The sequence below is a fragment of the Microbacterium capsulatum genome (genome assembly GCF_030865425.1).
Classification (GTDB): Bacteria; Actinomycetota; Actinomycetes; order Actinomycetales; family Microbacteriaceae; genus Microbacterium; species Microbacterium capsulatum.
Genome location: NZ_JAVFCB010000007.1, coordinates 207,657 through 229,128, shown reverse-complemented (window position 1 = coordinate 229,128; position 21,472 = coordinate 207,657). Strand labels below are relative to the sequence as shown.

Below are 21,472 nucleotides of genomic sequence, written 5' to 3'. Positions count from 1 at the left end.
TCACTCGGCCGTGAGGGCCTTGCCCGAGAGCGAACCGGCTCGGTCCATCCGGCGCAGCACGAGGGGCGCGAGCACGCCGTGCAGCAGCACGCTGCCGACGACCGTGACCACCATGACGTCGAGCACGAAGTCGGCTTCGGGGCTGTCCGTCGGCAGCGCGTTGTAGGCGAGCAGGCCGAACACGATCGACGCCGTGCCGCGCGGGCCGAGCGCGCCGATCAGCAGGCGGTCGCGCGGGGCGATCGAGCTGCCCATCAGCGACAGGTACACCGGCCCGATCCGCAGCACGGTGAGCGCGAGCAGCGCGAGCACGATCACGAGCGGGTCGACGCCCGTGACGAAGGCGACCAGGGTCGTGCCGCCCAGCATGAACCAGACGAAGTTCGTGGTGAGCACGCCGATCTCGTCGACGAGGAGCAGCTCGTCGTGCGGGATCGCCCGGTCGGGGATGCCCTTGGTCCGTGCGATCCGGTAGACGAGCCCGGCGACGAAGGCCGCCACGAAGCCGTTCGCGTGCACCGCGGGGATCTCGACGGCGGCGCCGAACGCGACCAGCGGCAGCAGCAGCATCACGAACCGGATGCCGGCGTCGTTCGCGAAGCCGCGCCGGTGCAGCACCCGCACCGCCCAGCCGAACACGAAGCCCAGCACGATGCCGACCGCGATCGCCACGACCGAGGCGGGCACCGCGGTCACGAACGCGTCGGCGATCTTCTCGAGGCCGTCGGTGAGGATCTTCTCCTGCTCGGACGGGTGTGCGCGGACGAGCTCGGTGAGGGCGACCGAGATCGCCAGCGACATCGCGAAGATGGGCGAGATGAGGCCGTCGTTGTAGCCGCTCTCCACATTCAGGATCTGCCGCACCCGCGGCGGCACGTGCGCGAGCCGCAGGATCCGCGCGGCCGGCGCGAAGTCGGTGGGCATGATCACGCAGACGAGCGCGAGGATCACCACGATCGACTCCGGGATCATCCACACCGCGACGACCACGGCGAGGATCAGCGACAGCGGCAGCGCGATGAGCACGAGCCGCAGCGTCACCCGACCCTCGCCGCCGAAGATCCCGCCGCCGCGCACCTCGGTCGCGTCGACGAACAGGATGATCGCCAGGATCACCTCGACGACCTTCTCGCTCGCCTCGGTGTCGATCGCGCTCGCGAAGGCCGGGATGTTCCCGGCGATGGCGGCTGCGCCCAGCACGAGGAGCGCTGCCGGCCCCGCCACGCCCCAGCGCTCGAACCGGTGCGCCACGAGCGACCACAGCAGCACGGCGACGAGCCCGACCAGCACCAGCGGCGACATGCCGTCACTCCTTCTCTTCGCCGACGCTCCGAACGGCCCGCCGTCGGGCGGATCCGCTCCGTGCCGACACTATCGCGCGAGCGAACCGCGCCGGGAGCGCTACAGCCAGCCGCGTTTCTTGAACACGACGTACAGCACGGCGGCGCCGCCGACCATGAGGCCGATCGCCATCGGGTAGCCGAAGCCCCAGCCGAGTTCGGGCATGTCGTGGAAGTTCATCCCGTAGATGCCGGCGACGATCGTCGGCGCGAAGAAGATGGCCGCCCAGGAGGAGATCTTCTTCACCTCCTCGCCCTGTCGCATGCTCTCCTCGGTCATCCGGCGCATCTCCTCGTTCTGCCGCCGGGCGACGATCGTCGCCTCCACGGTCAGCGCGTTGTCGAGGGCGCTGCGGAAGCTGCCCACCCGCTCGGCGACGGCGAGGATGTGGTCGAGCACGTCGCGCAGGTACCGCTGCAGTTCGAGGTCGACGGCGTACTTCGCGGATCCGCGCAGCAGCGCCTCCAGCATCGGCTGCAGCGGTCGGGTCGCCCGCTGGAAGTCGATCACCTCGCGGGACAGCTCGTAGATGCGCTGCGTGACGTCGGCCTCCTCGAGGAACAGCTGCGCCTCGATCTCGTCGATGTCGTTGTCGAGGCCCGCGAGCACGGGCGAGTACTCGTCGACGAGCTCGTCGAGGATCGCGTACAGCACGGCCTCCGGCCCGCGGGCGAGCAGCTCGGGGTCGCGCTCCATCCGGCCGCGGACCCGGCTGAGACTCGGCGTCTCGGCGTGACGGATGGTCACGACGAAGTTCGGGCCGACGAACACGTGCAGCTCGCCGAATTCGACCTCCTCGGTCGCGTCGAGGTAACGGGCGGGGCGCAGCACGACGAACAGGGTGTCGCCGTAGCGCTCCAGCTTGGAGCGCTGGTGCCCGGTGAGGGCGTCCTCGACGGCGAGCTCGTGCAGGCCGAACTCGGCCGCCACCTGGCGCACCTCGGTCTCGCTCGGCCGGTACAGCCCGATCCACCCCATGCCGTCGCGGTCGTGCATGAGCCGGAACGTCTCGTCGAGCGTGTGGGGCGTGTCGGTGCGCACACCGGAGACGTAGATGCCGTTGTCGACGATCGCCATCGCGGACCTCCGATCGTGGGACGGGCGTGCTCAGCCCTGCGCCGGATGGCAGATCGCCGCGGCGTCGACGGACTTGGAGCGGTCGTCCGCCGTGAACGGCAGGGCGAAGGCCGGCGCCTTCCGCCCCTTGGCCGGCGGAGCCTTCGAGGCGATCGCGGAGAGCTCCCAGGCGAGGTCGCCCGCGATCCCGCCGCCCGCGCTGGAGTCGTTGAGCACGACGGCCACGGTGAACCCGCTGGCCGGGTCGGAGTAGGCGGCGGTGAGGTAGCCGGGGATCGCGCCGTGCTGGCCGATCAAGGATCCGACGAGGTACGCCCCGCCGGTGGCCTGGTACCAGGACGGTGCTCCGGAGGCGACGGCGAGCGGTTTCCCGAAGCGCTTGGGCGTGTCCTTCACGCGCAGCGCCTGGACGGCGGCGGCCTGCGCGTACCGGCCGAGATCGTCGATCGTGGAGACGACGCCGGACGCGGTGTAGCCCATGCTCGCCGAGGCCACGGTGATGTCGGCGGGCTTGTCGCACGCGTAGGCGCCGTTGGCGGCCTGCGGCAGATAGAACCCGTCCAGCGCCGGCGCGGGCTGGGGGGCGTCCGCGGTCGAGCCGGGCAGCGACGTGGAGGAGAGTCCGAGCGGCGAGGTGACGTACTCGCGGATCAGCTGCGCCGCGGTGCGGCCCGTGGCGCGCTCGAGCGCGAGCCCGAGCAGCAGGTAGCCGGCGTCCGAGTCGCGGTAGGCGGTGTGCGCCGGGGTGCGCGACTGCCCGAGCCCGTAGGAGGCGAGCTCTTTGGGCTCCCACTCCCGGTCCGGGTTGTTCAGCCACGCGGACATCACCGTGCTCGCGGAGGACCCGATGCCGGCGGTGCCGTCGCACAGATCGAGGAGGCTGACGTCGGACAGATCCGGCACACCCGAGACGTAGGTCGGGATCTTGTCGTCCAGCTTGACGATGTCGCGGTCGGCGAGCGCGTAGAGCACGTCGCAGGTCATCATCCGGGTGACGTCGGCGATCCGGAACGACATGTCGGTCTTCACCGGGGTCTTGTCCCCCGGGGCGACGGTGCCGAGGCCGACCACCCAGGATCCGCTCCACGGCGCCCACACGCCGACGATCGCGCCGCTGGATCCGCTCGCCGCCATCGCCCGCTGCACGGCCGCCTTGAGCTGGTCCTGCACGTCGTTCGGCAGCGGGCCCTGCACCTGCGGCTTCGGGGTGAACGTCGGGGCCGCCACGCTTCCGCCGCCGCACCCGGTCAGGACCAGTGCGAGTGCCACGGCGCTCGCCACCAGTGCTCCGGCGCGACGAGTTGTGATCCAGCGCATTCGACCCCCTGCCATTCCCCCCGAGTCTATGCGGAGCACCTTGGATCCCCGCCAGCCGTGCGCGGGAGACGGGCCCCGGTCGCGGAGCCTCGGTCCGGGACGCTCAGCGGCCGGTGCTGCCGAGGCCCATCGCGATCGCCTGCGCGCGGTCGCGGGCGCCGAGCTTCGCGAAAAGCGCGTTGATGTGCGTCTTCACCGTCGAGACGCCGACGAACAGCGCCGCCGCGATCTCGGCGTTCGAGCGGCCCTGCACGACGAGCGCGTACACCTCGCGCTCGCGGGCGGTCAGGGCGGGGAAACGAGCGGCGAGGGTCTCCTCGAGGGCGGGATCCGCGTCGGCGTCCGTGAGGCGGGCCGCCGCGTCCGGCCCGGGCACGGCCTCCGCAAGGGCGCCGATCCGCCCGAGCAGCACCCCGCGCACGGGCTCGGAGAACGTGGACTGACCGGCCGCCACCGCCCGGATCGCGGCGGCGAGCTCGGCGCGGCCTGCGTCCTTGGTGAGGTAGCCGCGCGCGCCGGCGCGCAGCGCTGCGACGATGTCGGCGTCGTCCGCGAAGGTGGTCAGCACGAGGACCGCGGTGCCGGGCGTTTCCGCGGTCACGCGCGCGGTCGCGGATGCCCCGTCCAGCAGGGGCATCCGCAGGTCCATCAGGGCCACGTCGGGGGCGAGCTGCGCGATCAGGGCGACCGCGGCGGCGCCGTCGGCCGCGGTGCCGACCACCTCGAAGTCGGGGACGAGGCTCAGCACGGTCTCCAGCCCGTCGCGGACGATCGCCTGGTCGTCGGCGATGACGATCCGGATCCGCGCGCTCATGCCGGCGCCTCCGCGCGCAGCCTGAACAGTCCGCCCGTGTCGACGCCCGCGTTCACGGTCCCGCCGAGCGCGGCGAAGCGCTCCCGCACGCCGCGCAGGCCGTAGCCTCCGCCGGTCGAGGCGAGCCCGCTGCCGGGCGCGCCCGCGGGGACGTCCGACCCGATCCGATTCTCGACGACGCACTCCACCCGGTCAGGATGCCAGAGGATCCGGATCCGCACGACCGACCCCGGCGCGTGCTTCCGGGCGTTGCTCAGACCCTCCTGCACCGTACGGACCAGGGCGTCGGCGAGCGCGGGCGGCACCGGGCGCGGTCGGCCCGTGACGCCGAGCCCGGCGCTGCCGCCGATCGCCTCGTGCGCGGTGAGCAGGGCCTGCAGGCGGTCGCCGAGCTCGGTCGGATCGATCGAGTCGGACGGCGGCGCGGCAGGCTCCGGCCGGCCCGGTTCGCGCAGGGTGCGGACGGCCTCGCGGGCCTCGTCGAGGCCGTCGGCGGCGAGCCTCCGGGCGGCGGCCACCCGGCTCGCGGCCGCCTCCGCGTCGCCCGCCTCGAGCAGCGCCTCCGCCGCGTCGAGCTGCACGACGAGTCCGCCGAGGCTGTGCGCGAGCACGTCGTGCAGGTCACGGGCGATCGCCACGCGCGACGCCGCCTCCTGCGCGCGCAGCGCGTCCTCGGCGGATCGGGCCCGCTCGATCAGCAGCACGCGCTGCGCCCGGCGGCCGAGCCCGCCGACGACCGCGAGCACCAGCGCGGCGAGCACGGCGACGAATCCGAGCACGCCCGCCTGGGCGCCGTCAGGGCCCGCCGCACCCTGCGCCGCGAGCAGCGCGCCGGCCGCGGTCGCGAGGGCGCCCACGGCCGCGACCGCACCCCAGGCCGGAGCGGGCGTCGTCGGATCGCTGGTCGCGAGGAGCACCGCGACGACGAGCAGCGCCGCCCCGAGCCCCTGCGTCGGCACCGCGGTGATTCCCCCGGTGAGGGCCAAGGCCACGGGCACGGCCGCCGCGACCACGCGGGAGAGCCGGCTCGACGCGCTCTGCGCGGCCGGATCCGTCTCCGGCCGGCGCAGCGCCGCCGTCAGGGTTCGACCGGCCCAGGCGGCGAGTCCGGCGAGCATGAGCACGATCACCCACGGCGCGATCCTCGGTGCGACATGCCAGAGGCCGTAGACGACGGCGAGAGCGCCGGCGAGGTTGATGCCGGCGCTCCACCAGGTCAGCGATGGGATGCGGGTCACGGAACCATGATGCGCGCCGAACCGCCCCGCGCGGCAGTGCGCCGGCCCTCCGGTTCCTGAGCCCGTCGAAGGACGCGGTTGTGCAGCACCAGGATCCGTGCGGCGCGGTTCGCGGCGAGCACGAGCAGGATCAGACCGCCGGAGATCCCGAGGTGGCTGCCGAACGAGGCGAACGCGAAGGACAGGCCGACGCGGGCGCCGATCAGCACGACCCAGAGCGCGAGACCCCAGGCCCCTGTGCGGGTCTCGAACTCGGCCGCGGCGAGCGCGATCGCCTTCGCGGACGCCCCCGGCGCCGGAGCGCCCGCGGTCCGGGCGATCGGGCGGATGTGCGCGATCGCGCCCATCCCGGCGCCGACGGCGAGGGAGATCACGATCTCGATGACGAACGCGACGACGTCGATCAGGCCGAGCGCGCCGCCGTTCAGCGACTGGACGCTCAGCGCGGCGCCGACGACCGCGGCGAGCGCGGGGAAGAGCCAGTCCCGGCCGCCGAGCACGGGACGCCAGGTCATCTGCCGGACGGCGATCACGCCGACGGCGACGAGGATCAGAAGGATGTCGGAGAGGACGGTGAGGTTCATGTCCCCGATGCTCCTCGGATCCGGATCCCGCGGGCACCACCCGAGGGTGGAGATCCGCGGGTGGACGGGTGGAGATCGGAACATCCGACACGCGGGATCAGGCGGCCACGCGGGATCAGGCGGATCCGGATCCCGTCGGCCTGATCCGGGGTGATCGCCTGTTCCCGCGTGTCCGAGCCCGGTCTTCTCCCGCGGCCGGCCGATGTGCGCAGAAGCCCCGCCCGAACGACGTGAGGGGCTGCGGACCGCCCGCAGCCCCTCACCCTCGGTCAGTCGGCGACAGCGGCGAGGCGCTCGGTGAGGAGCTGCACCGTCTCGGCGGGGATCTGCCCGGCGGCCATCGTGAGCACCGTGGCAAGGGGCATCGCCTTGATCATCCCGAGCATCGGGTGGGTGGCGAGATCCGGCGCCGTCTGCTCGATCACGGACCTCGTGACCGGGTGATCGAGCAGGTCGCCGAGCGGGCTCGCCGCAGTCGGGATCGGGCCGGTCGAGGCGTCCCGCCCGTGGTCGACCGTCACCACCGGTGCGATCGTGCGCGGGGCGAAGTCGCTGCGGATCCCGAAGGCGACGTCGTCCGGTTCGAGGGCGCGCAGCCCGGTGGCAGTGCTCGTGACCTCGACGGGGATCGCCTCGCCGAGCGCATCGATGCCGGTGCCGAGTCTCACCGCGTAGCTGCCGGGCTCGACCGTCCATGCGTGCGACTCGACCGACCAGTGCGCGAAGGCGCGCGGCTCGAGGTCGATGGAGATCGCCGTGACCGCCCCCGGCTCGGCGCGCACGACGGCGAACCCGGCGAGCCAGAGCTCCGGCCTGTCGATGTCGGAGGGGCCCGTACGCGAGAGATAGGCCTGCACCACCTGCTTCCCGGTGCGCTCGCCCGTGTTCTCGACGTCGGCCGTCACACGGGCGCCGCCCTCGGCGAGCACCTCAGCGGCGGCGTTCGCGGTCGTCCAGGTGGTGTAGCCGAGGCCCGAGCCGAACGCGAGCAGCGGTGCCGGATGCCCCTGGCGGGTCCATGCCCGGTACCCGATGTCACCGCGTTCGGCGTACTCGAGGACGCCATCGGCGGGTTCGACGGTCCAGACCGGGACGTCGGCCTCGGCTCGCGGCCAGGTGGTCGGCATCCGGCCGCCCGGCTCGCGCTCGCCGCGCAGGACATCGGCGAGCGCGTTGCCGAACTCCTGCCCGGGGAACCACGCGAGCACCACCGCCGCGACCTCGTCGAACCACGGCATGAGCACCGGGGCGCCCGCGTTGACCACCACGATCGTCCGGTCGTTGACGGCGGCCACCGCACGGACGAGATCGTCGTGTCCGTCCGGCAGGGCGAGGGAGGCACGGTCGTAGCCCTCGGATTCGATCACCTCGGTCGTGCCGACCACGACGACCGCGATGTCGGCGTCGCGCGCCGCAGCCACCGCGCGCTCGAGCTCGACCTTCGGGTCGTCGAAGATCTGCTCCTCGCCCAGGATGAGGGCGGCGAACGGGATCCCGTTCGGAAGGTAAGGGCTCAGCGTCACCTCGAGGGGCACGCGCTGCCCGGCGACGAAGGCGAACTCGGCGCGCCGCACCGGCGGGTTCAGCACCGTCTCCATCAGGTCGGCGCCGTCGACCGGCTCGACCCTGCCCGAGAAGACGACCTTCCCGTCGACCTTCCATTCCAGGCCGCCGAGACCCGAGACGCCCAGGCGCCGGGGGCCGTCGGCCGGGACGACGTAGGTGGTCCGGATCCGGATCTGCGCAGCCATGGCCAGGTTCGCGTCGCCGAACCACGCGAAACGGCCGCTCGGGAAGATCTCCGAGGCGAAGACCGAGCCGTCGGCGTCGAGGTAGGAGACCTCGACGCCGGATCCGCCCGCGTGGGTCAGTGACGCGGCCGGCAGACGCGTGAGGTCGGATGTCGGCGGCACGCCGACGGTCGAGGTCACCTTCGGGAACGCCGCTCGGATGCCGTCGAGCGGACTGACCTGGTACGGCGGGAACACGCTCGCGGAGCCACCGCCCTGCCCGCGCCCGACGAGTGCATGATGCCCGATGACGGCGATGCGCTGCCCCTCGTCGGCGAGCGGAAGGAGGCCGGTGTTGCGCGCGAGGACCATTCCGTCCGCCGCGGCCTCCCGCAGGATCGTGGCGATGTCCTCATCCACCCACGGCAGCGGGGTCTCGGTGCGCGGCGACGCGTCGAGGGCTCCGACGCGCTCGGCGAGCTGGAGCAGGCGCGCCACCTTGTCGTCGATGATCCGCTCGTCGATCTCGCCCGCCCGGATCGCGGCGAGCAGGGCGTCGCCCCACGGGCCGTCGGGGCCGGGCATGACGAGGTCCTGAGCCGACGCCGCCGACCGGACCGTGTCGGTGACGGCGCCCCAGTCGGAGATCACGACCCCGTCGAAGCCCCACTCGTCCTTCAGCGGCGAGGCGAGCAGCTCGTTCGCCGTGGCGGGGTTCCCGTTGACCTGGTTGTAGGAGGACATGATCATCCAGGCGCCCGAGGCGACGGCGCGCTCGAACGGCGCGAGGTAGAGCTCGCGCAGCGTGCGCTCATCGACGCGGACGTCGACGGTGTGCCGGTCGGTCTCGCTGTCGTTCGCGACGTAGTGCTTCGGCGTGACGCCGACGCCCTCCGCCTGGACGGCCTCGACGTAGGTCGACGCGAGGGTGCCGGTCAGCCACGGGTCCTCGCTGAACGCCTCGAAGTGGCGGCCGCCGCGGGGGCTGCGGTGCAGGTTGATCGTCGGCCCGAGCACCACGTCGACCCCCTTCGACCGCGCCTCGGCGGCGATCAGCCGGCCGAGCGAGCGCAGCCGGTCGAGGTCCCAACTCGCCGCGATGGATGTCGCCGAGGGGAGGCTCGCCGACGGTGCGCGGTCGTCGAGCGCCTGCCCGCGGACGCCGGTCGGGCCGTCGGAGACGACGATGCCCCGCAGGCCGATGGCCGACTCGCCGTGCAACGACCACACGGAGGCACCCGTCAGCAGTCGCACCTTCTGCTCGAGGGTGAGGCGGGCGAGGGCGTCCGCATGGCGGGTGGTGCTGCCATCGACCGCCGACCCGGGCGCGAACGACGTGGTGCCCGCCGGGATCTCCGCGGCGTTCGTGCGGGCGACCTCGCCGAGCCAGGCGAGGCTGGGCTTCGGGCGGCGCTCGAACGTCTCGCGGTCGACGGCGATGAGCCCGAAGGTGGGTGCCCAGTGCCCCCACTCGTAGTTGTCGAGGGCCGACCAGTGCAGGTATCCGCGGACGTCGATCCCGTCCTCGACGGCGGCGGCGAGGTGGCGCAGGGCCTCGCGCGTGTACTCGATGCGACGGGTGTCGTCGGCGATCGCGATGCCGTTCTCGGTGACGAGCAGCGGCTTGCCGGTCACGTCGTGGGCGTGCCGCAGGGCGATGCCGAGGGCGTCGGGTCGGTACGCCCACCCCGTGATCGTGTTGTCGGGGTGCGGCGGGTGCGGCACCGGGCCGTCGGCGCCGACCGGCTGGGTCGTGTACGACTGCACGCCGACGAAGTCGTCGTCGCGGGACGCTTCGAGGAAGAGGTCCTCCCAGGCCCAGTTGACCTTCTCGAACATCGCCTCGTTGCCCTCGGTGGGGGTGAAGGCCTGCTGGGCGATCGTCCAGCCGACCTTCGCGGAGGTGCGCTTGCGGAGGATCCGGGTCGCGAGGCGGTGCGCCTCGACGAGTCGCTCGCCGATCGCGGTGTCGGGCATGAGCGGGCCGTCCTGGGCGAAGGTGATGCCGCCCGTCAGCGCATCGGCTTCGGCGCCGAGGAACATGTGCGTGAGCCCGACCATGTTCGGCTCATTGATGGTGCAGACCCATCCCACGTCGCCGAGGATCGCCGACACCTTCTCGATGTAGAGGGCCCAGCGCTCCAGCGCCTCGTCGCCCTTCCAGCCACCGGCCTCGGCGAACCAGTACGGCGAGGTGAAGTGGTGCAGGGTCACGACGGGTTCGAGGCCGAGGCTCCGCGCGGTGTCGATCATGCGGCGGTAGTGCGCGAGCTGCGCGTTCGACCAGCGGCCCTTCTCGGGCTCGATGCGGGCCCATTCGATGCTGAAGCGGTAGGCGTTCAGGCCTGCGTCGGCGAGCAGCCGCATGTCCTCGGGGTAGCGGTGGTAGCTGTCATCGGCGTCGCCCGAGTACTCGGCCAGGATCGGCCCTCCTCCCTCCATCCGCCAGAAGTCGCTCGAGACGTTGTTGCCCTCGACCTGATGGGCGGAGGTCGAGGCCCCCCAGAGGAAGCCGTCGGGGACGCGTGACATGGAGGTCTCCTTCTGCGCGGGCTCGCCGCGCCAATCGATGGACGGGGCGTGGTGGAACGTGAGGCCCTCGCGTCGCCAGGCGGGCGCCTGCGCGCCGAGGCGCACGCGAAGATCCGCCCAGTCGCGCGCGGGTCCGGGGGCCCAGGCCCGTTGCGCGAGCCCGGGGAGCCGTGGGAGCAGGAGGTAGCTGAGGTCGTCGAAGTCCTGCACCGTCTCGCACCAGATGGCCGCCTCGAAGCCGACGACGTCGAGCTCGGTCGGCTCGTCGATGCCGGGGATGGGTACGGTGGCCGAGCCCTCGATCGTGACCGCCGGATACCCGGGCATGCCGACGCGGGCGCGCCGGGCTTCGCCGTCCTCGTCGGTCGAGGGCTCGGCGTACGGGGCATCCAGGTACGCGAGACCGGTGCGCGACATGATCACGCGGGCGCGCTTCTCGACGACCCGCTCGGGATCGGCGGCGGAGTCGGCGAAGGCGGTGACGAGGAGTTCCGTGAGCTGGGGCGGGAGTGCGGCGAGGAACGGGCTTTCGCCGTCGATGGCGGCGCCGCCGTCGATCCAGAGCTGGACGAGCTCGCCCGGCGCCGAGTCGGCGCGGATCGCCTCCTGCCAGCCGACGGGCTCCTTCCCGTGGCGTCGGACGATCTCGCGGGCGCGCTGCACGAAGGCGACGTGCTCGTCGTGAGGCATCCCGAAGGCCTCGTCGCCGCCGATGTGCACGAAGCGGCCGGGGGTCAGTGCGGCGACGGCGGAGACGACGTCGTCGACGAAGGCCCACACCTCGTCCTTCTCCGGGTCGAGGTACTGCGGTTGGTGCTCTCCCGACGCCATCAGGGCGATGGCCTGCATCGGGTCGCTCGGGAATGCCCACGCCGTTCCCGATCGCGTCATCTCGGGGTACGCCACGAGGGCCGCCGACGAGTGCCCGGGCAGGTCGATCTCCGGGACGACGGTGATGAACCGCTCCTGCGCGAACTCGACGATCTCGCGGAACTCCGCCTGCGTGAAGTGCGCACTGCCGGGCGGGGTCAGCTCGGGCCGCGACGGGATCTCGATCCGCCAGCCCTGGTCATCGGTCAGGTGCAGGTGCAGCACGTTCATGCGATACCGGTCGAGGAGCTCGATCACGCGGAGCACCTCCTGTTTCGTGAAGGTCGCGCGCACGACGTCGAACGAGAGGCCGCGCCAGGCCAGGTGCGGGCCGTCGGCGATCGCGGCCGCGGGCAGCACCAGCCCCTCGGCATCCCGTTCGCCCTGCTCGGCGAGCGCCGCCAGTGTGGTCACCGCGCGGTGGACGCCCGCGGGCGCCGCTCCCACGACCCGGATGCCGTCGGCCGCGAGCGTGAGCGCCGAGCGCTCGTCTCCGAGGTCGGCGCCGTCGGCCGCGACGCCGGTCGCCGGCGGCACGGTCGCGACGAGCTCGTCGGCCGGGGCGACGGCGAGATGGATGCCACCGGGTGCCGGAGCGCTGACGACCGGGGAAGCCACGGCGATGCCCGCCCAGGCCTCCAGCCGTTCGGCGAGCAGCCGCGCCGACGGAAGCAGCTCGGCGGAGGCGACCGTCAGCGGGGCGCCGGGCCGGATGCGGGCGTGGCCCGGGCGTTCCTCGACGGTTCGGGGCACGGGGAGGATGCGCTGGAGCGGGGTGGGGGAGGTCATCTCGTCCTTTCGATGGGTGCGACGATTGGGTCCACGGGTGCGACGGTTTGGGTCGACGGGCGCGACGGTGAGGCGGGTGGGTGCGCAGACGTCCCGGGTCAGCGCACGGAACGGATCGGCAGAACGGCGAGGGCGCCGAGGACGGCGATCCCGCCGACGATCAGGAACAGCGGCGCGTAGCCGACGGCGACGACGATGGCGCCGGCGGCGACCGGGGCGACCGTGTTGGGCAGGGTCGCCGCGAGGTTCAGCACGCCGAGATCCTTCCCGAAGTCCTCCGGGCTGGGCAGCACCGAGGACATGAGGGCCTGATCGACGGCCGCGAAGGCGCCGAATCCGCTCGTCACGGCGATCGTCTGCAGCGTGAGGCCGAGCACCGAGGGCAGGACGAAGGGGATGGCCGCACCGACCGCGATCAGCAGGCCGGAGATGAGGACGAGGGGCTTCCGCCGCCCCAGCCGGTCGGAGAGCGGTCCGGCCACGGCGGTCGCGATGATGAGACCGGGGAGCCCGGCGAGGCCGAGCAGCGGGACGATCGACGTCGCCTCCCCGAGGCTGAGGCCGACGTAGTCCTGCGCGATGTAGAGGCTGAAGTTGCTGATCATGTAGAACCCGCCGAACAGCAGCAGCCGCCCGGTGAACCCCCAGAAGAAGTCCGGGTGGCGGATCGGATTCACCCAGAACGCGGAGAGGAACGCCGTGAGGGAGAACGGCTTGCGAGGTTCGCCGCGGTTGTCCGTGCCGGGCACGAGCGCGATGAAGAGCAGGATGAGCAGGATCACGACGCCCGCGAGCGACACGTACCCGACCGGGATGCTCTTCGCGAAGGGCGATGCGAGGATCGGCCCGATGACCGCGCCCAGCAGCCCTCCGAGCCCGACGCCGGTCGAGTAGCGCCCGCGGAACCGCTCGGGAACGCGGTCCGGGAGCAGGGCGGCGAACGGTCCCTGCCAGGCGTTGTAGCCGAACTGGATGAGCATGATGCAGACCGTCAGCATCGCCACGTTCGTCGCGAGCCCGGCCGTGACCAGGGCGACCGTACCGATGGCGGTGCCGATGAGCATCCACGGGTGGCGCGCGCCCCAGCGGGAGCGGGTGCGGTCGGAGAGCACGCCGAAGATCGGCTGCGCGAGCATGGCCGCCACGGCGGAGAGCGTGTTGATCAGGGCGAGGTTCCCGACCTTGGCGTCGGCGTCGAACAGCTGCGCCTGGATCGCCATGAAGTAGGCGGTGATGCCGTAGGCGAGCGGCGCGGCCGCGGAGGCGAGGGGCGCGACTCGGAACAGCCGCCGCAGCGAGGGCGGGAGCTTCGTCCCGGTCGGATCGGGGTGCACGAGGGTGTCGGCGGCGTGGTCAGACATCGGTGTCTCCAAGCGGATGGGGGCTGTAGACTGACCACCATAGCGGTAACACTTCACCGGACCAAGCGATTTCGAGATACTGGTGGACATGGCGAGCAGGCGCGGGACGTATCGGACGGGACGGGATCGGATCGAGTCGATCCTCGACGCCGCCCACGTGCTGTTCGTCCGCAACGGCTACCGCGCGACGTCCTTGCGCGACATCGCCGCCGAGGCCGGGATCTCGCACCCGGCGGTGCTGCGCTACTTCGCGACCCGCGGCGAGATCCTCACCGCCCTGATCGCCCGGCTCGACGCGCAGTCGGAGCGCATCTGGGGTCAGGGCGAATGGTCCGAAGGGGCCGTCCCGAGCGCGGCCGCGGTCGCCCGCGGCAGCGAGTCCGTCCCCGGCTGGATCGAGCTGTTCACGGCGTTGCTCGGGGAGGCGACCAGCCCGATCCACCCGGGCCATCCGATGATGCTGGAACGTCGCCGGGAGGCGCAGCGCCGGGGCCGTGCCTTCTTCGAGCTGCGCGGACTCTCGGCCGTCGAGGCCGACCTGGCCATGACGGAGGTCTCGGCGGGCTGGGACGGGTTGCAGATCCTCGCGCTGTACTTCCCCAACCGGATCGACATCCCGGCGCAGCTCGAGGCGTTCGAGCGACGCGTGCCGCATCTCGTGGCGGAGTCCGCCCGCACGCGAACGACCGCTGCGCATTCCGACCCGGTCCTGCCGCCCTCCCTCGCCGGTGACGACACCCGGGCGCGGATCGTCGCGGCGGCCGCGCAGCTCTACGCCGCGCACGGCTATTACGAGACGTCGATGCAGGCGGTCGCCGACGAAGCGGGCATGACCCGCGCGGCGCTGATCCACGTCGCGCCCACGAAGCAGGCGCTGCTCGAGCTGGTCGTGACAGCCCTCTACGGTCGGGTCGTCGAGGACCCGTGGGTGCTGCACCTCGACCGCCTCCCCCGGTGGGTGACCGCCGCCGAGATCGTGCTGCTCTGCGAGGCGACGGTGCCGGCGCATCCGCTGCACGACCGGTCCGCGGAGCAGCTGCAGTGGACTCGCGGGGAGCTCGCGGCGCTGCTCGAGTCGCAGGGCGTCGCCGCCGCCGACGCCGAGGCCGGCGCGGACTGGCAGGTCGCGGTCGGCCTGGGCTGCATGATCGCGTGGCTCTACGAGCCCGACGTCATCGATCCCGACGCGGTGCTGGATGCCGTCAAGGCGCGGATCCTCAGCGCAGCGGCCTCCTCGCGCTCGACCGACCGTCCCACCGCTTAGCGTTCGGCGCCTGATACACGGACCGGTGCACGGAACCCCAGCCGGAGCAGGCGTTCGCGCGGGATCAGGCGGATCCGGATCCCGTCGGCCTGATCCGACGCGATCGCCTGTTCCCGCGCGCCGGCGTCGGGCGGGTTCAGCCCCCGACCTGCGGCGTGGAGTCGCCCTGCCGGGCCTCCCAGGCGGCGCGCATGAACCGGCGCACGTCCTCGTCGACGCGGATGTCGCCCGGGCGCAGCGGACGCGACAGATACAGCCCGTCGAGCGAGGTCAGCCGGGACAGCGCGACGTAGGTCTGCCCGGGCGCGAACGCGCCGGACCCGAGATCCACCACCGCCCGGTCGTACGTCTTGCCCTGCGACTTGTGGATCGTGACCGCCCACGCCAGTCGCAGCGGGAACTGGGTGAACTCGGCCACCACCTCCCGGGAGAGCGTCTTCGTGCCGGGGTTGTAGATGTAGCGGTAGCGCTCCCACACGGCCGGCTCGACGTCGACCTCCTCGCCGTCGATCTCCACGCGCACGACGTCGCCGAGGATCCGCGTCACCGTGCCGATCGTGCCGTTCACCCAGCGCGGCGGATCCGGCATCGCCGAGATGTCGTTGCGCAGGAACATCACCTGCGCGCCGACCTTGAGCTTGAGCTCCTGATCCGCGGGGTAGTTCGCCTCGCCCTTGCCGAAGTCGCCGGTGATCTCGGCCTTCGCGGTCTGCTCGCGCCCCTCGAGCGCGGCGAGGTGGCGGCGGTTGATGCCGTTCACGATGTCGTTGCGGGTGGCGAGGGTGATGATCGGGATCTCCCCGGGGCCGGGATCCGGCGGGGTGCGGGCGCCCGCCTCGTTCAGCGCCCCGGCGATCTCGGCCGTCACCCGCCCGTACCGGACGGCGTTCAGCATCGCCTTGAACCCGGCGTCGGACTGCCGGTGGATGTGCACGAGCTCGCGCACGTGCAGGGTGGCCCCGTGCGTGCCGATGTCGAGCAGGCCGTCGGTCGCCTGCCCGCCCGTCCACACCTTCGCATCGAAGAACCAGAACGAGCGGTAGTGGTCCTGGATGTAGCGCAGCTCGTCGCCGCGCGGCGGCACCGGTGCGAGCTGGTACGGATCCCCGAACATCACCACCTGCACGCCGCCGAACGCCTCCGCCCGCCGGCCGCGCGCCTGCCGGAGAGAGCGGTCGATCGCATCCATCAGATCCGCGTTCACCATCGACACCTCGTCGATCACGAGGGTGTCGATCGCGTTCAGGATCTTGCGGGTCGCGTCGGACTGGTCGATCTCGCCGTCCGCGATGAGCCCGATCGGCAGCCGGAACAGCGAATGGATCGTCTGCCCCTCGACGTTCAGCGCCGCCACGCCCGTCGGCGCGCACACCGCGATCTGCTTCTCGGTGTGCCAGGCGAAGTGCTGCAGCAGCGTGGACTTGCCGGTTCCGGCGCGCCCGGTGATGAACACGTGCTCACGGGTGTCCTCGATCAGCCGGAACAGTTCTTCCTGTTCGGCGGAGAGGGTCGGCATGGTCACGGTCCTCGGATTCTACAAGAGCCGCGCCCTGCACGGCCGGGCTGTGCACATCATCCACAGGCCGGAACCCGTTCGGGCCGCGCGTAGGCTCCGCTTCGTAGACTGGCGTCCATGGACCAGTCGCGGGGGGCACGATCCACTCCTCGCCGCGCCCCGCTGCGGTCCGATCTGACGCTTCTCGCCGTCGTCGGCGTCGTGCTGCTCGCCGCCCTGACCGCCGGCGGGGCGAGCGTGTATCGCGAGTTCTACAGCCCGTCCGCGTTCGTGACGCACTACCTGACGCTGCTGTCGGAGGGCCGTGCGGCCGACGCGCTGCGCCTGCCCGGGGTCGCGATCGAGCACTCCGAGCTCGAGCTGAGCACGTTCCGCTCCGCATCCGACGCGCTGCTGCGCCGGGCGGCGCTGGCCCCGCTCACCGAGATCTCCGTGGCCGGGGAGCGTCCCGACGGCGACGCGACGGACGTCACCGTCCACTACCGGGCGGGCGGCCACCCCGGCACCTCGACGTTCAAGGTGCGGCAGGGCGGATGGATCGGCGTCGCGCCGTCCTGGGCCTTCGCGCAGAGCCCGCTGTCGGTCGTGTCGATCACGATCCGCGGTTCCGACCAGTTCTCCGTGAACGGGTTCTCCCTCGACCGTCGGCAGGTCGCGGCGAAGGGCGCCGAGTCCTCACCGCTCGATCCCGTGCCGATGCTCGTGTTCTCCCCGGGCCTGTACACGGTGTCGGTGAAGACGGCGACCGCGACCGCGTCGGGCGTCGGCGTGCTCGCCGACAAGCCGCTCGCGGACGTGCCCCTCGACGTGCAGACCCACCCCACGGCGGCGTTCATCAAGGTCGTGCAGGATCGGGTGGACGAGTTCCTCACGCAGTGCGCGACGCAGAAGGTGCTGCAGCCGACCGGCTGCCCGTTCGGGATGACCGTGCAGAACCGGGTGATCGGGGACCCCTCCTGGCGCATGGCGACGATGCCGGTGATCGCCCTCGAGCCGTCCGGCGCGGGCTGGCGCATCCCGCCGACCCCCGCCACCGCGCACATCCAGGTGCGGGTGCAGTCGCTGTTCGACGGCACGATCCGCCGGCTGGATGAGGACGTGCCGTTCCACGTCGACGGCACGATCCAGTTCCTCCCGGACGGATCCGCCTCGATCAGCATCACCTCCCCCGATCAGCCGACCGCGGGATCCTGACCCGCCCCCGTCCCCGTTCCTCCTGACCGCGAGACCGAATCTGCGTCGCGAGACCCCGGGTCAAAACCTCGGTTTCGCGACGCCGCCTCGGTCTCGCGGGCAATGCGCGGGAGCGAGGGGGATCAGCGCCCGCGGGCGGCCGCGCGGCGGTCCTTCTCGGCGAGCGCGGCGAGGCGCGCGTTGTACTCCTCGAGCTCGGCGTCGCCGGTGCGGTCGGCCTGCCGGTCCTGCCGGTTCTCGATCTTCGCGTCGTTGCGGCTCCACTGGATCGCGACCGTGATCGCGAGGATCAGGGTCGGGATCTCCCCCACCGACCAGGCCACGCCCCCGCCGACGTACTGGTCCTGCAGCGGGGTCGCCCCCCACGTGCGGCCCATGGATCCGAACCACTCGGCCACCATCAGGCCGGACTGCATCATGATCGCCATGCCGAAGAACGCGTGCGTGGCCATCACCGCAATGAGCGTGATCAGCCGCCCGGCGTACGGCAGCCGGAACGGCACCGGATCCGCACCGATCAGGCTCAGCACGAACAGGTAGCCGGAGATGAGGAAGTGCGCCGTCATCCACTCGTGCCCGAGGTGGTCGGTCATCGCCCAGCGCACGAGGTCGGTGAAGTAGAACGCCCACAGCGACAGCACGAAGATCGCGGCGGCAACGAACGGGTTCGTGACGACGCGCGAGAACGGCGAGTGCACGGCCCACAGGATCCACTCCCGGCCGCCGCGGGTGCCGTCGTCGCGCTTGTCGATCGCGCGCAGGGCGAGCGTGACCGGGGCGCCGGAGACGAGCAGCACCGGGATCGCCATCGACAGCATCATGTGCCCCAGCATGTGCACGCTGAACAGGTACTCCTGGTACGCGTTGATCGCGCCGCCGGTCACCCACACCAGCAGCAGCATGCCGAGCACCCAGAAGACCGTGCGCTGGATCGGCCACGCGTCGCCGCGCCGGCGCAGCCGCCAGACCGCGGCCAGGTAGAGCACGACCCCGAAGCCGGCGGCGACCGCCCAGATCAGATCGAGGTTCCACATCGTCAGCCAGCGGAGCGGGGTCAGCTCGGGCGGCAGCGGGGATCCGGTGAGGATCTCCGCCGGGGTGCGCGAGACGGCGGCCTCGGTACCGGTGGGCGGGGGCGTGCGGGAGAGCGCGACGGCGAGCCCGGACGCGATGCCCATGAGCCCCAGCTCGACGAGGATCAGCGTCCAGAACCGGCCGGATCCGCCCGTCTCGATGGCGGGGATCAGGCGCGTCCGGTACCGGGCGCCGAGCGCGCCGAGCAGGATCAGCACGATCGCCTTGGCGACGATGATCCCGCCGTACGGGGTCAGCATGCCGGCCCAGTCGCCGACCGCGACGATCGAGCGGGCGACGCCGGAGACGGCGACGACGACGTAGGCGGCGAGGGCGATCGACGAGTACCGGCGGACGACCTCGCCGAACGCCGCGCTCTTCTTCGCCTTCTTGCCGGCTTTGGCCTTGCCGGCCTTGGCCTTGCCCGCCGTGGGCTTGCCCGCCGTGCTGCGGGGGGCGTCACCGGTCAGCTCCGTGCGGGATCCGCGCAGCACGATGAGCAGCACCACACCGCCCAGCCACACCGCGGCGCCGATCGTGTGCAGCAGCAGCGAGTTCACCGCGGCGTCGTGCCCGCTGAGGTCGCCCGCGTGGCCCTGTGTGGCGAGCGGCATGAACGAGGCGGCGGCGAGGCACGCGGTGAGCAGGGTCGCGATCCAGCCGCGGAACGCGAACGCCGCGATCGTGATCACGGCGCCCGCGATCACGGTCTCGAGCCAGGCCTGGCCGAGCGGCAGCTCGAGCAGGAACCGGCCCAGCTGCGCACCGAACTCCGGGCCCGCGCTGAGCTTGACCGGGAAGACGAGCAGGAAGTTGAGGAAGCCGCTGACCGCGGCGGCCGCGGTGTACACGGCGGCGCCGATCGAGGCGGTGTCGAGGGCAACCTCGAAGGAGCGTGCGCCGCTGCGCAGGGCGAACAGGGCGAGCACGAGGGATCCGAGCATCGCCGCCGCGCCGAGATTGCTGACGGCGTTCGCGAGAGGCAGGCCCCAGCGCACGACCGGGCCGGGGTCGGTGAGCACGTTCGGCGCCGCGCCGCCGCCGAAGGCGAGTCCCGCGACCGCCCCGAGGATCGCCGTGATCACGAGGATCGCGGGTCCCGTGAGGCGCAGGGACGCGGATCCGGGGGCCACGGCGGGCAGGGCGGATCCCGCGCCCGTTGCGGGGCGGGTCGAGGGGCGATTCACCTTCCTAGCCTAGGCGCGCACAGGTCTGCGATTGCCGGGAACGGGCCCGGGATCCGGTCCGTTCGGGGCGCATGGAGGCGTCTTGGGGCGCCCCTCGCCCGATCCGCCCGTCCTACTGCGCCCCAAACGCCGGAATCCGCCCCAAACCGGAGTCCCGCCCCGACCGCGCACAGGTCTGCGAATGCCGAGAACGCAGGAAGGCCGCCCCTCGCAGGAGGGGCGGCCTTCCGAGGCGGAGCCGGATTACTTGACGGCAGCCTTGAGCTTGGAGCCCGCGGTGACCTTGACGCGCTTGCCGGCCGGGATCTTGATCTCGGCGCCGGTCTGCGGGTTGCGGCCGGTGCGAGCGGCGGTCGCGACCTGCTCGAAGGAGATCCAGCCCGGGATCGAGACCTTGCTGCCCTTGGCAACAGCGTCCGAGACCGTGGCGAACAGGGCGTCGAGAACGCCGGAGACAGCAGCCTGGCTCTGGCCGGTGGCGCTGGCGATGCTCGCGACGAGCTCGGTCTTGGTGATGGACTTGTCAGCCATGTCTTCCTCCAGCGGCGGGCATCCCGCCGCTTCGTGTCAGAGTTCCGCGGAGCGGATGCTCCCCGTTTGGTCGTGCGACCGCCTTGAATGTACCAACACAACCGCGGAAATCCGCGTCATTTCGCGGGTTTTGACGTTTTACAGCGGCGTGTCGCGCCTCATCCGTCACACCAGTCACACCGCGAGGAGGCTCCGGGAACGCAGAAGGGGCGGGGATCCGAAGATCCCCGCCCCTGAATACTGCTGCTGCTTACCAGCTCGACTTGGTCACGCCGGGCAGCTCGCCACGGTGCGCCATGTCACGGAAGCGGACACGCGAGATGCCGAACTTCGTGAGGACACCGCGGGGGCGGCCGTCGATGACGTCGCGCGAGCGCAGGCGCACCGGCGACGCGTTGCGCGGGAGCTTCTGCAGGCCGACGCGGGCGGCCTCGCGGGCCTCGTCGGTCGCGTTGGCGTCGATGAGGGTCTTCTTCAGCTCGGCGCGACGCTCCGCGTAGCGGTCGACGACGGCCTGACGCTGCTGGTTGCGCGCGATCTTGCTCTTCTTAGCCATGGATCAACGCTCCTCTCGGAATTCGACGTGCTTGCGAACCACCGGGTCGTACTTCTTCAGCACGAGGCGGTCGGGGGTGTTGCGACGGTTCTTCTTGGTCACGTAGGTGTACCCCGTGCCCGCCGTCGAACGCAGCTTGATGATCGGACGGATGTCCTGAGCCTTCTTGGCCATTAGAGCTTCACACCCTTCGCCTGGAGGTCCGCGACGACCTTCTCGATGCCGCGAGCGTCGATCACCTTGATGCCCTTGGCGGACACGTTCAGGGTGACCTTACGACCGAGCGACGGCACGTAGTAGGTCTTCTTCTGCACGTTCGGGTCGAAGCGGCGCTTCGTCCGGCGGTGCGAGTGCGAGATGTTGTGACCGAAACCGGGAACTGCTCCGGTCACCTGGCACACTGCTGCCATGATGACTCCTTCTCTACCGTGAGGCCGGACGGCCTCACCCAAGATCCCTTGTCTGCACGCCTCTCCCCCGGCCGCCCTTCGACAAGC

16 protein-coding genes are annotated in these 21,472 nt (G+C 71.9%); 2 read left to right on the top strand and 14 right to left on the bottom strand.

Annotated features, from left to right (window positions below; all coding sequences use genetic code 11):
• From RBR11_RS13440 to RBR11_RS13405, 8 genes are all read right to left on the bottom strand, one after another.
• Positions 1–1,302 (bottom strand): cation:proton antiporter domain-containing protein, encoded by a 1,302-nt coding sequence (locus tag RBR11_RS13440; protein WP_308489854.1) that lies wholly within the window; start codon positions 1,300–1,302, stop codon positions 1–3.
• A 99-nt stretch (positions 1,303–1,401) separates the two neighbouring features.
• Positions 1,402–2,418, bottom strand: coding sequence for a magnesium and cobalt transport protein CorA (locus RBR11_RS13435; protein ID WP_308489853.1), 1,017 nt, complete (start codon positions 2,416–2,418; stop codon positions 1,402–1,404).
• 30 nt (positions 2,419–2,448) lie between these two features.
• Positions 2,449–3,687: a serine hydrolase domain-containing protein gene (locus RBR11_RS13430; protein ID WP_308489852.1), complete on the bottom strand. Its 1,239-nt coding sequence runs from the start codon at positions 3,685–3,687 to the stop codon at positions 2,449–2,451.
• Between the two features lie 151 nt (positions 3,688–3,838).
• Positions 3,839–4,549 (bottom strand): response regulator, encoded by a 711-nt coding sequence (locus RBR11_RS13425; protein ID WP_308489851.1) that lies wholly within the window; start codon positions 4,547–4,549, stop codon positions 3,839–3,841.
• Complete coding sequence (locus RBR11_RS13420) at positions 4,546–5,787, bottom strand: sensor histidine kinase (protein WP_308489850.1); 1,242 nt, start codon at positions 5,785–5,787, stop codon at positions 4,546–4,548. Before RBR11_RS13420 ends, RBR11_RS13425 begins: the two co-directional genes overlap by 4 nt.
• Positions 5,784–6,371 (bottom strand): hypothetical protein, encoded by a 588-nt coding sequence (locus RBR11_RS13415; protein ID WP_308489849.1) that lies wholly within the window; start codon positions 6,369–6,371, stop codon positions 5,784–5,786. Before RBR11_RS13415 ends, RBR11_RS13420 begins: the two co-directional genes overlap by 4 nt.
• 269 nt (positions 6,372–6,640) lie before the next feature.
• Positions 6,641–12,292 carry a family 1 glycosylhydrolase gene (locus RBR11_RS13410; RefSeq protein ID WP_308489848.1) on the bottom strand — a complete coding sequence of 1,884 codons (5,652 nt, stop codon included), beginning with the start codon at positions 12,290–12,292 and terminating at the stop codon, positions 6,641–6,643.
• A 98-nt stretch (positions 12,293–12,390) separates the two neighbouring features.
• Positions 12,391–13,653 carry an MFS transporter gene (locus RBR11_RS13405; protein ID WP_308489847.1) on the bottom strand — a complete coding sequence of 421 codons (1,263 nt, stop codon included), beginning with the start codon at positions 13,651–13,653 and terminating at the stop codon, positions 12,391–12,393.
• A gap of 88 nt (positions 13,654–13,741) precedes the next feature.
• Here RBR11_RS13405 and RBR11_RS13400 point away from each other — a divergent pair, with 88 nt between their 5' ends.
• Positions 13,742–14,917: a TetR/AcrR family transcriptional regulator gene (locus RBR11_RS13400; RefSeq protein WP_308489846.1), complete on the top strand. Its 1,176-nt coding sequence runs from the start codon at positions 13,742–13,744 to the stop codon at positions 14,915–14,917.
• A gap of 136 nt (positions 14,918–15,053) precedes the next feature.
• Here the strand turns inward: RBR11_RS13400 and RBR11_RS13395 are convergent, their stop codons facing one another.
• The gene (locus RBR11_RS13395; protein WP_373889799.1) at positions 15,054–16,439 is read right to left on the bottom strand and encodes an ATP-dependent DNA helicase; all 1,386 of its coding nucleotides are present in this window, start codon (positions 16,437–16,439) and stop codon (positions 15,054–15,056) included.
• A 111-nt stretch (positions 16,440–16,550) separates the two neighbouring features.
• Between RBR11_RS13395 and RBR11_RS13390 the strand changes: the two genes are divergently transcribed.
• Positions 16,551–17,627, top strand: a complete 1,077-nt coding sequence (locus tag RBR11_RS13390; protein ID WP_308489845.1) for a hypothetical protein — start codon at positions 16,551–16,553, stop codon at positions 17,625–17,627.
• Between the two features lie 122 nt (positions 17,628–17,749).
• Here the strand turns inward: RBR11_RS13390 and RBR11_RS13385 are convergent, their stop codons facing one another.
• The 5 genes from RBR11_RS13385 to rpmB all read right to left on the bottom strand — a co-directional run bounded on the left by RBR11_RS13385 (position 17,750) and on the right by rpmB (position 21,385).
• Positions 17,750–19,834: a bifunctional copper resistance protein CopD/cytochrome c oxidase assembly protein gene (locus RBR11_RS13385; RefSeq protein WP_308489903.1), complete on the bottom strand. Its 2,085-nt coding sequence runs from the start codon at positions 19,832–19,834 to the stop codon at positions 17,750–17,752.
• 297 nt (positions 19,835–20,131) lie between these two features.
• Positions 20,132–20,419: an HU family DNA-binding protein gene (locus tag RBR11_RS13380; RefSeq protein ID WP_045250850.1), complete on the bottom strand. Its 288-nt coding sequence runs from the start codon at positions 20,417–20,419 to the stop codon at positions 20,132–20,134.
• 250 nt (positions 20,420–20,669) lie between these two features.
• Positions 20,670–20,975, bottom strand: a complete 306-nt coding sequence (rpsN, locus tag RBR11_RS13375; RefSeq protein WP_308489844.1) for a 30S ribosomal protein S14 — start codon at positions 20,973–20,975, stop codon at positions 20,670–20,672.
• A gap of 3 nt (positions 20,976–20,978) precedes the next feature.
• The gene (gene rpmG / locus RBR11_RS13370) at positions 20,979–21,149 is read right to left on the bottom strand and encodes a 50S ribosomal protein L33 (protein ID WP_045250846.1); all 171 of its coding nucleotides are present in this window, start codon (positions 21,147–21,149) and stop codon (positions 20,979–20,981) included.
• The gene (gene rpmB / locus RBR11_RS13365) at positions 21,149–21,385 is read right to left on the bottom strand and encodes a 50S ribosomal protein L28 (RefSeq protein WP_179409668.1); all 237 of its coding nucleotides are present in this window, start codon (positions 21,383–21,385) and stop codon (positions 21,149–21,151) included. The genes rpmG and rpmB overlap by 1 nt, the downstream gene beginning before the upstream one ends.
• Positions 21,386–21,472: the final 87 nt, after the last annotated feature.

What these genes read in the sequence shown, in the direction of transcription:
- RBR11_RS13440 (WP_308489854.1), bottom strand. Translation starts at nt 1,302, where the DNA reads ATGTCGCCGCTGGTGCTGGTCGGGCTCGTCGCCGTGCTGCTGTGGTCG.
- RBR11_RS13380 (WP_045250850.1), bottom strand. Translation starts at nt 20,419, where the DNA reads ATGGCTGACAAGTCCATCACCAAGACCGAGCTCGTCGCGAGCATCGCC.
- RBR11_RS13405 (WP_308489847.1), bottom strand. Translation starts at nt 13,653, where the DNA reads ATGTCTGACCACGCCGCCGACACCCTCGTGCACCCCGATCCGACCGGG.
- RBR11_RS13390 (WP_308489845.1), top strand. Translation starts at nt 16,551, where the DNA reads ATGGACCAGTCGCGGGGGGCACGATCCACTCCTCGCCGCGCCCCGCTG.
- rpmG (WP_045250846.1), bottom strand. Translation starts at nt 21,149, where the DNA reads ATGGCCAAGAAGGCTCAGGACATCCGTCCGATCATCAAGCTGCGTTCG.
- RBR11_RS13400 (WP_308489846.1), top strand. Translation starts at nt 13,742, where the DNA reads ATGGCGAGCAGGCGCGGGACGTATCGGACGGGACGGGATCGGATCGAG.
- RBR11_RS13435 (WP_308489853.1), bottom strand. Translation starts at nt 2,418, where the DNA reads ATGGCGATCGTCGACAACGGCATCTACGTCTCCGGTGTGCGCACCGAC.
- RBR11_RS13425 (WP_308489851.1), bottom strand. Translation starts at nt 4,549, where the DNA reads ATGAGCGCGCGGATCCGGATCGTCATCGCCGACGACCAGGCGATCGTC.
- RBR11_RS13415 (WP_308489849.1), bottom strand. Translation starts at nt 6,371, where the DNA reads ATGAACCTCACCGTCCTCTCCGACATCCTTCTGATCCTCGTCGCCGTC.
- rpsN (WP_308489844.1), bottom strand. Translation starts at nt 20,975, where the DNA reads ATGGCTAAGAAGAGCAAGATCGCGCGCAACCAGCAGCGTCAGGCCGTC.
- rpmB (WP_179409668.1), bottom strand. Translation starts at nt 21,385, where the DNA reads ATGGCAGCAGTGTGCCAGGTGACCGGAGCAGTTCCCGGTTTCGGTCAC.
- RBR11_RS13410 (WP_308489848.1), bottom strand. Translation starts at nt 12,292, where the DNA reads ATGACCTCCCCCACCCCGCTCCAGCGCATCCTCCCCGTGCCCCGAACC.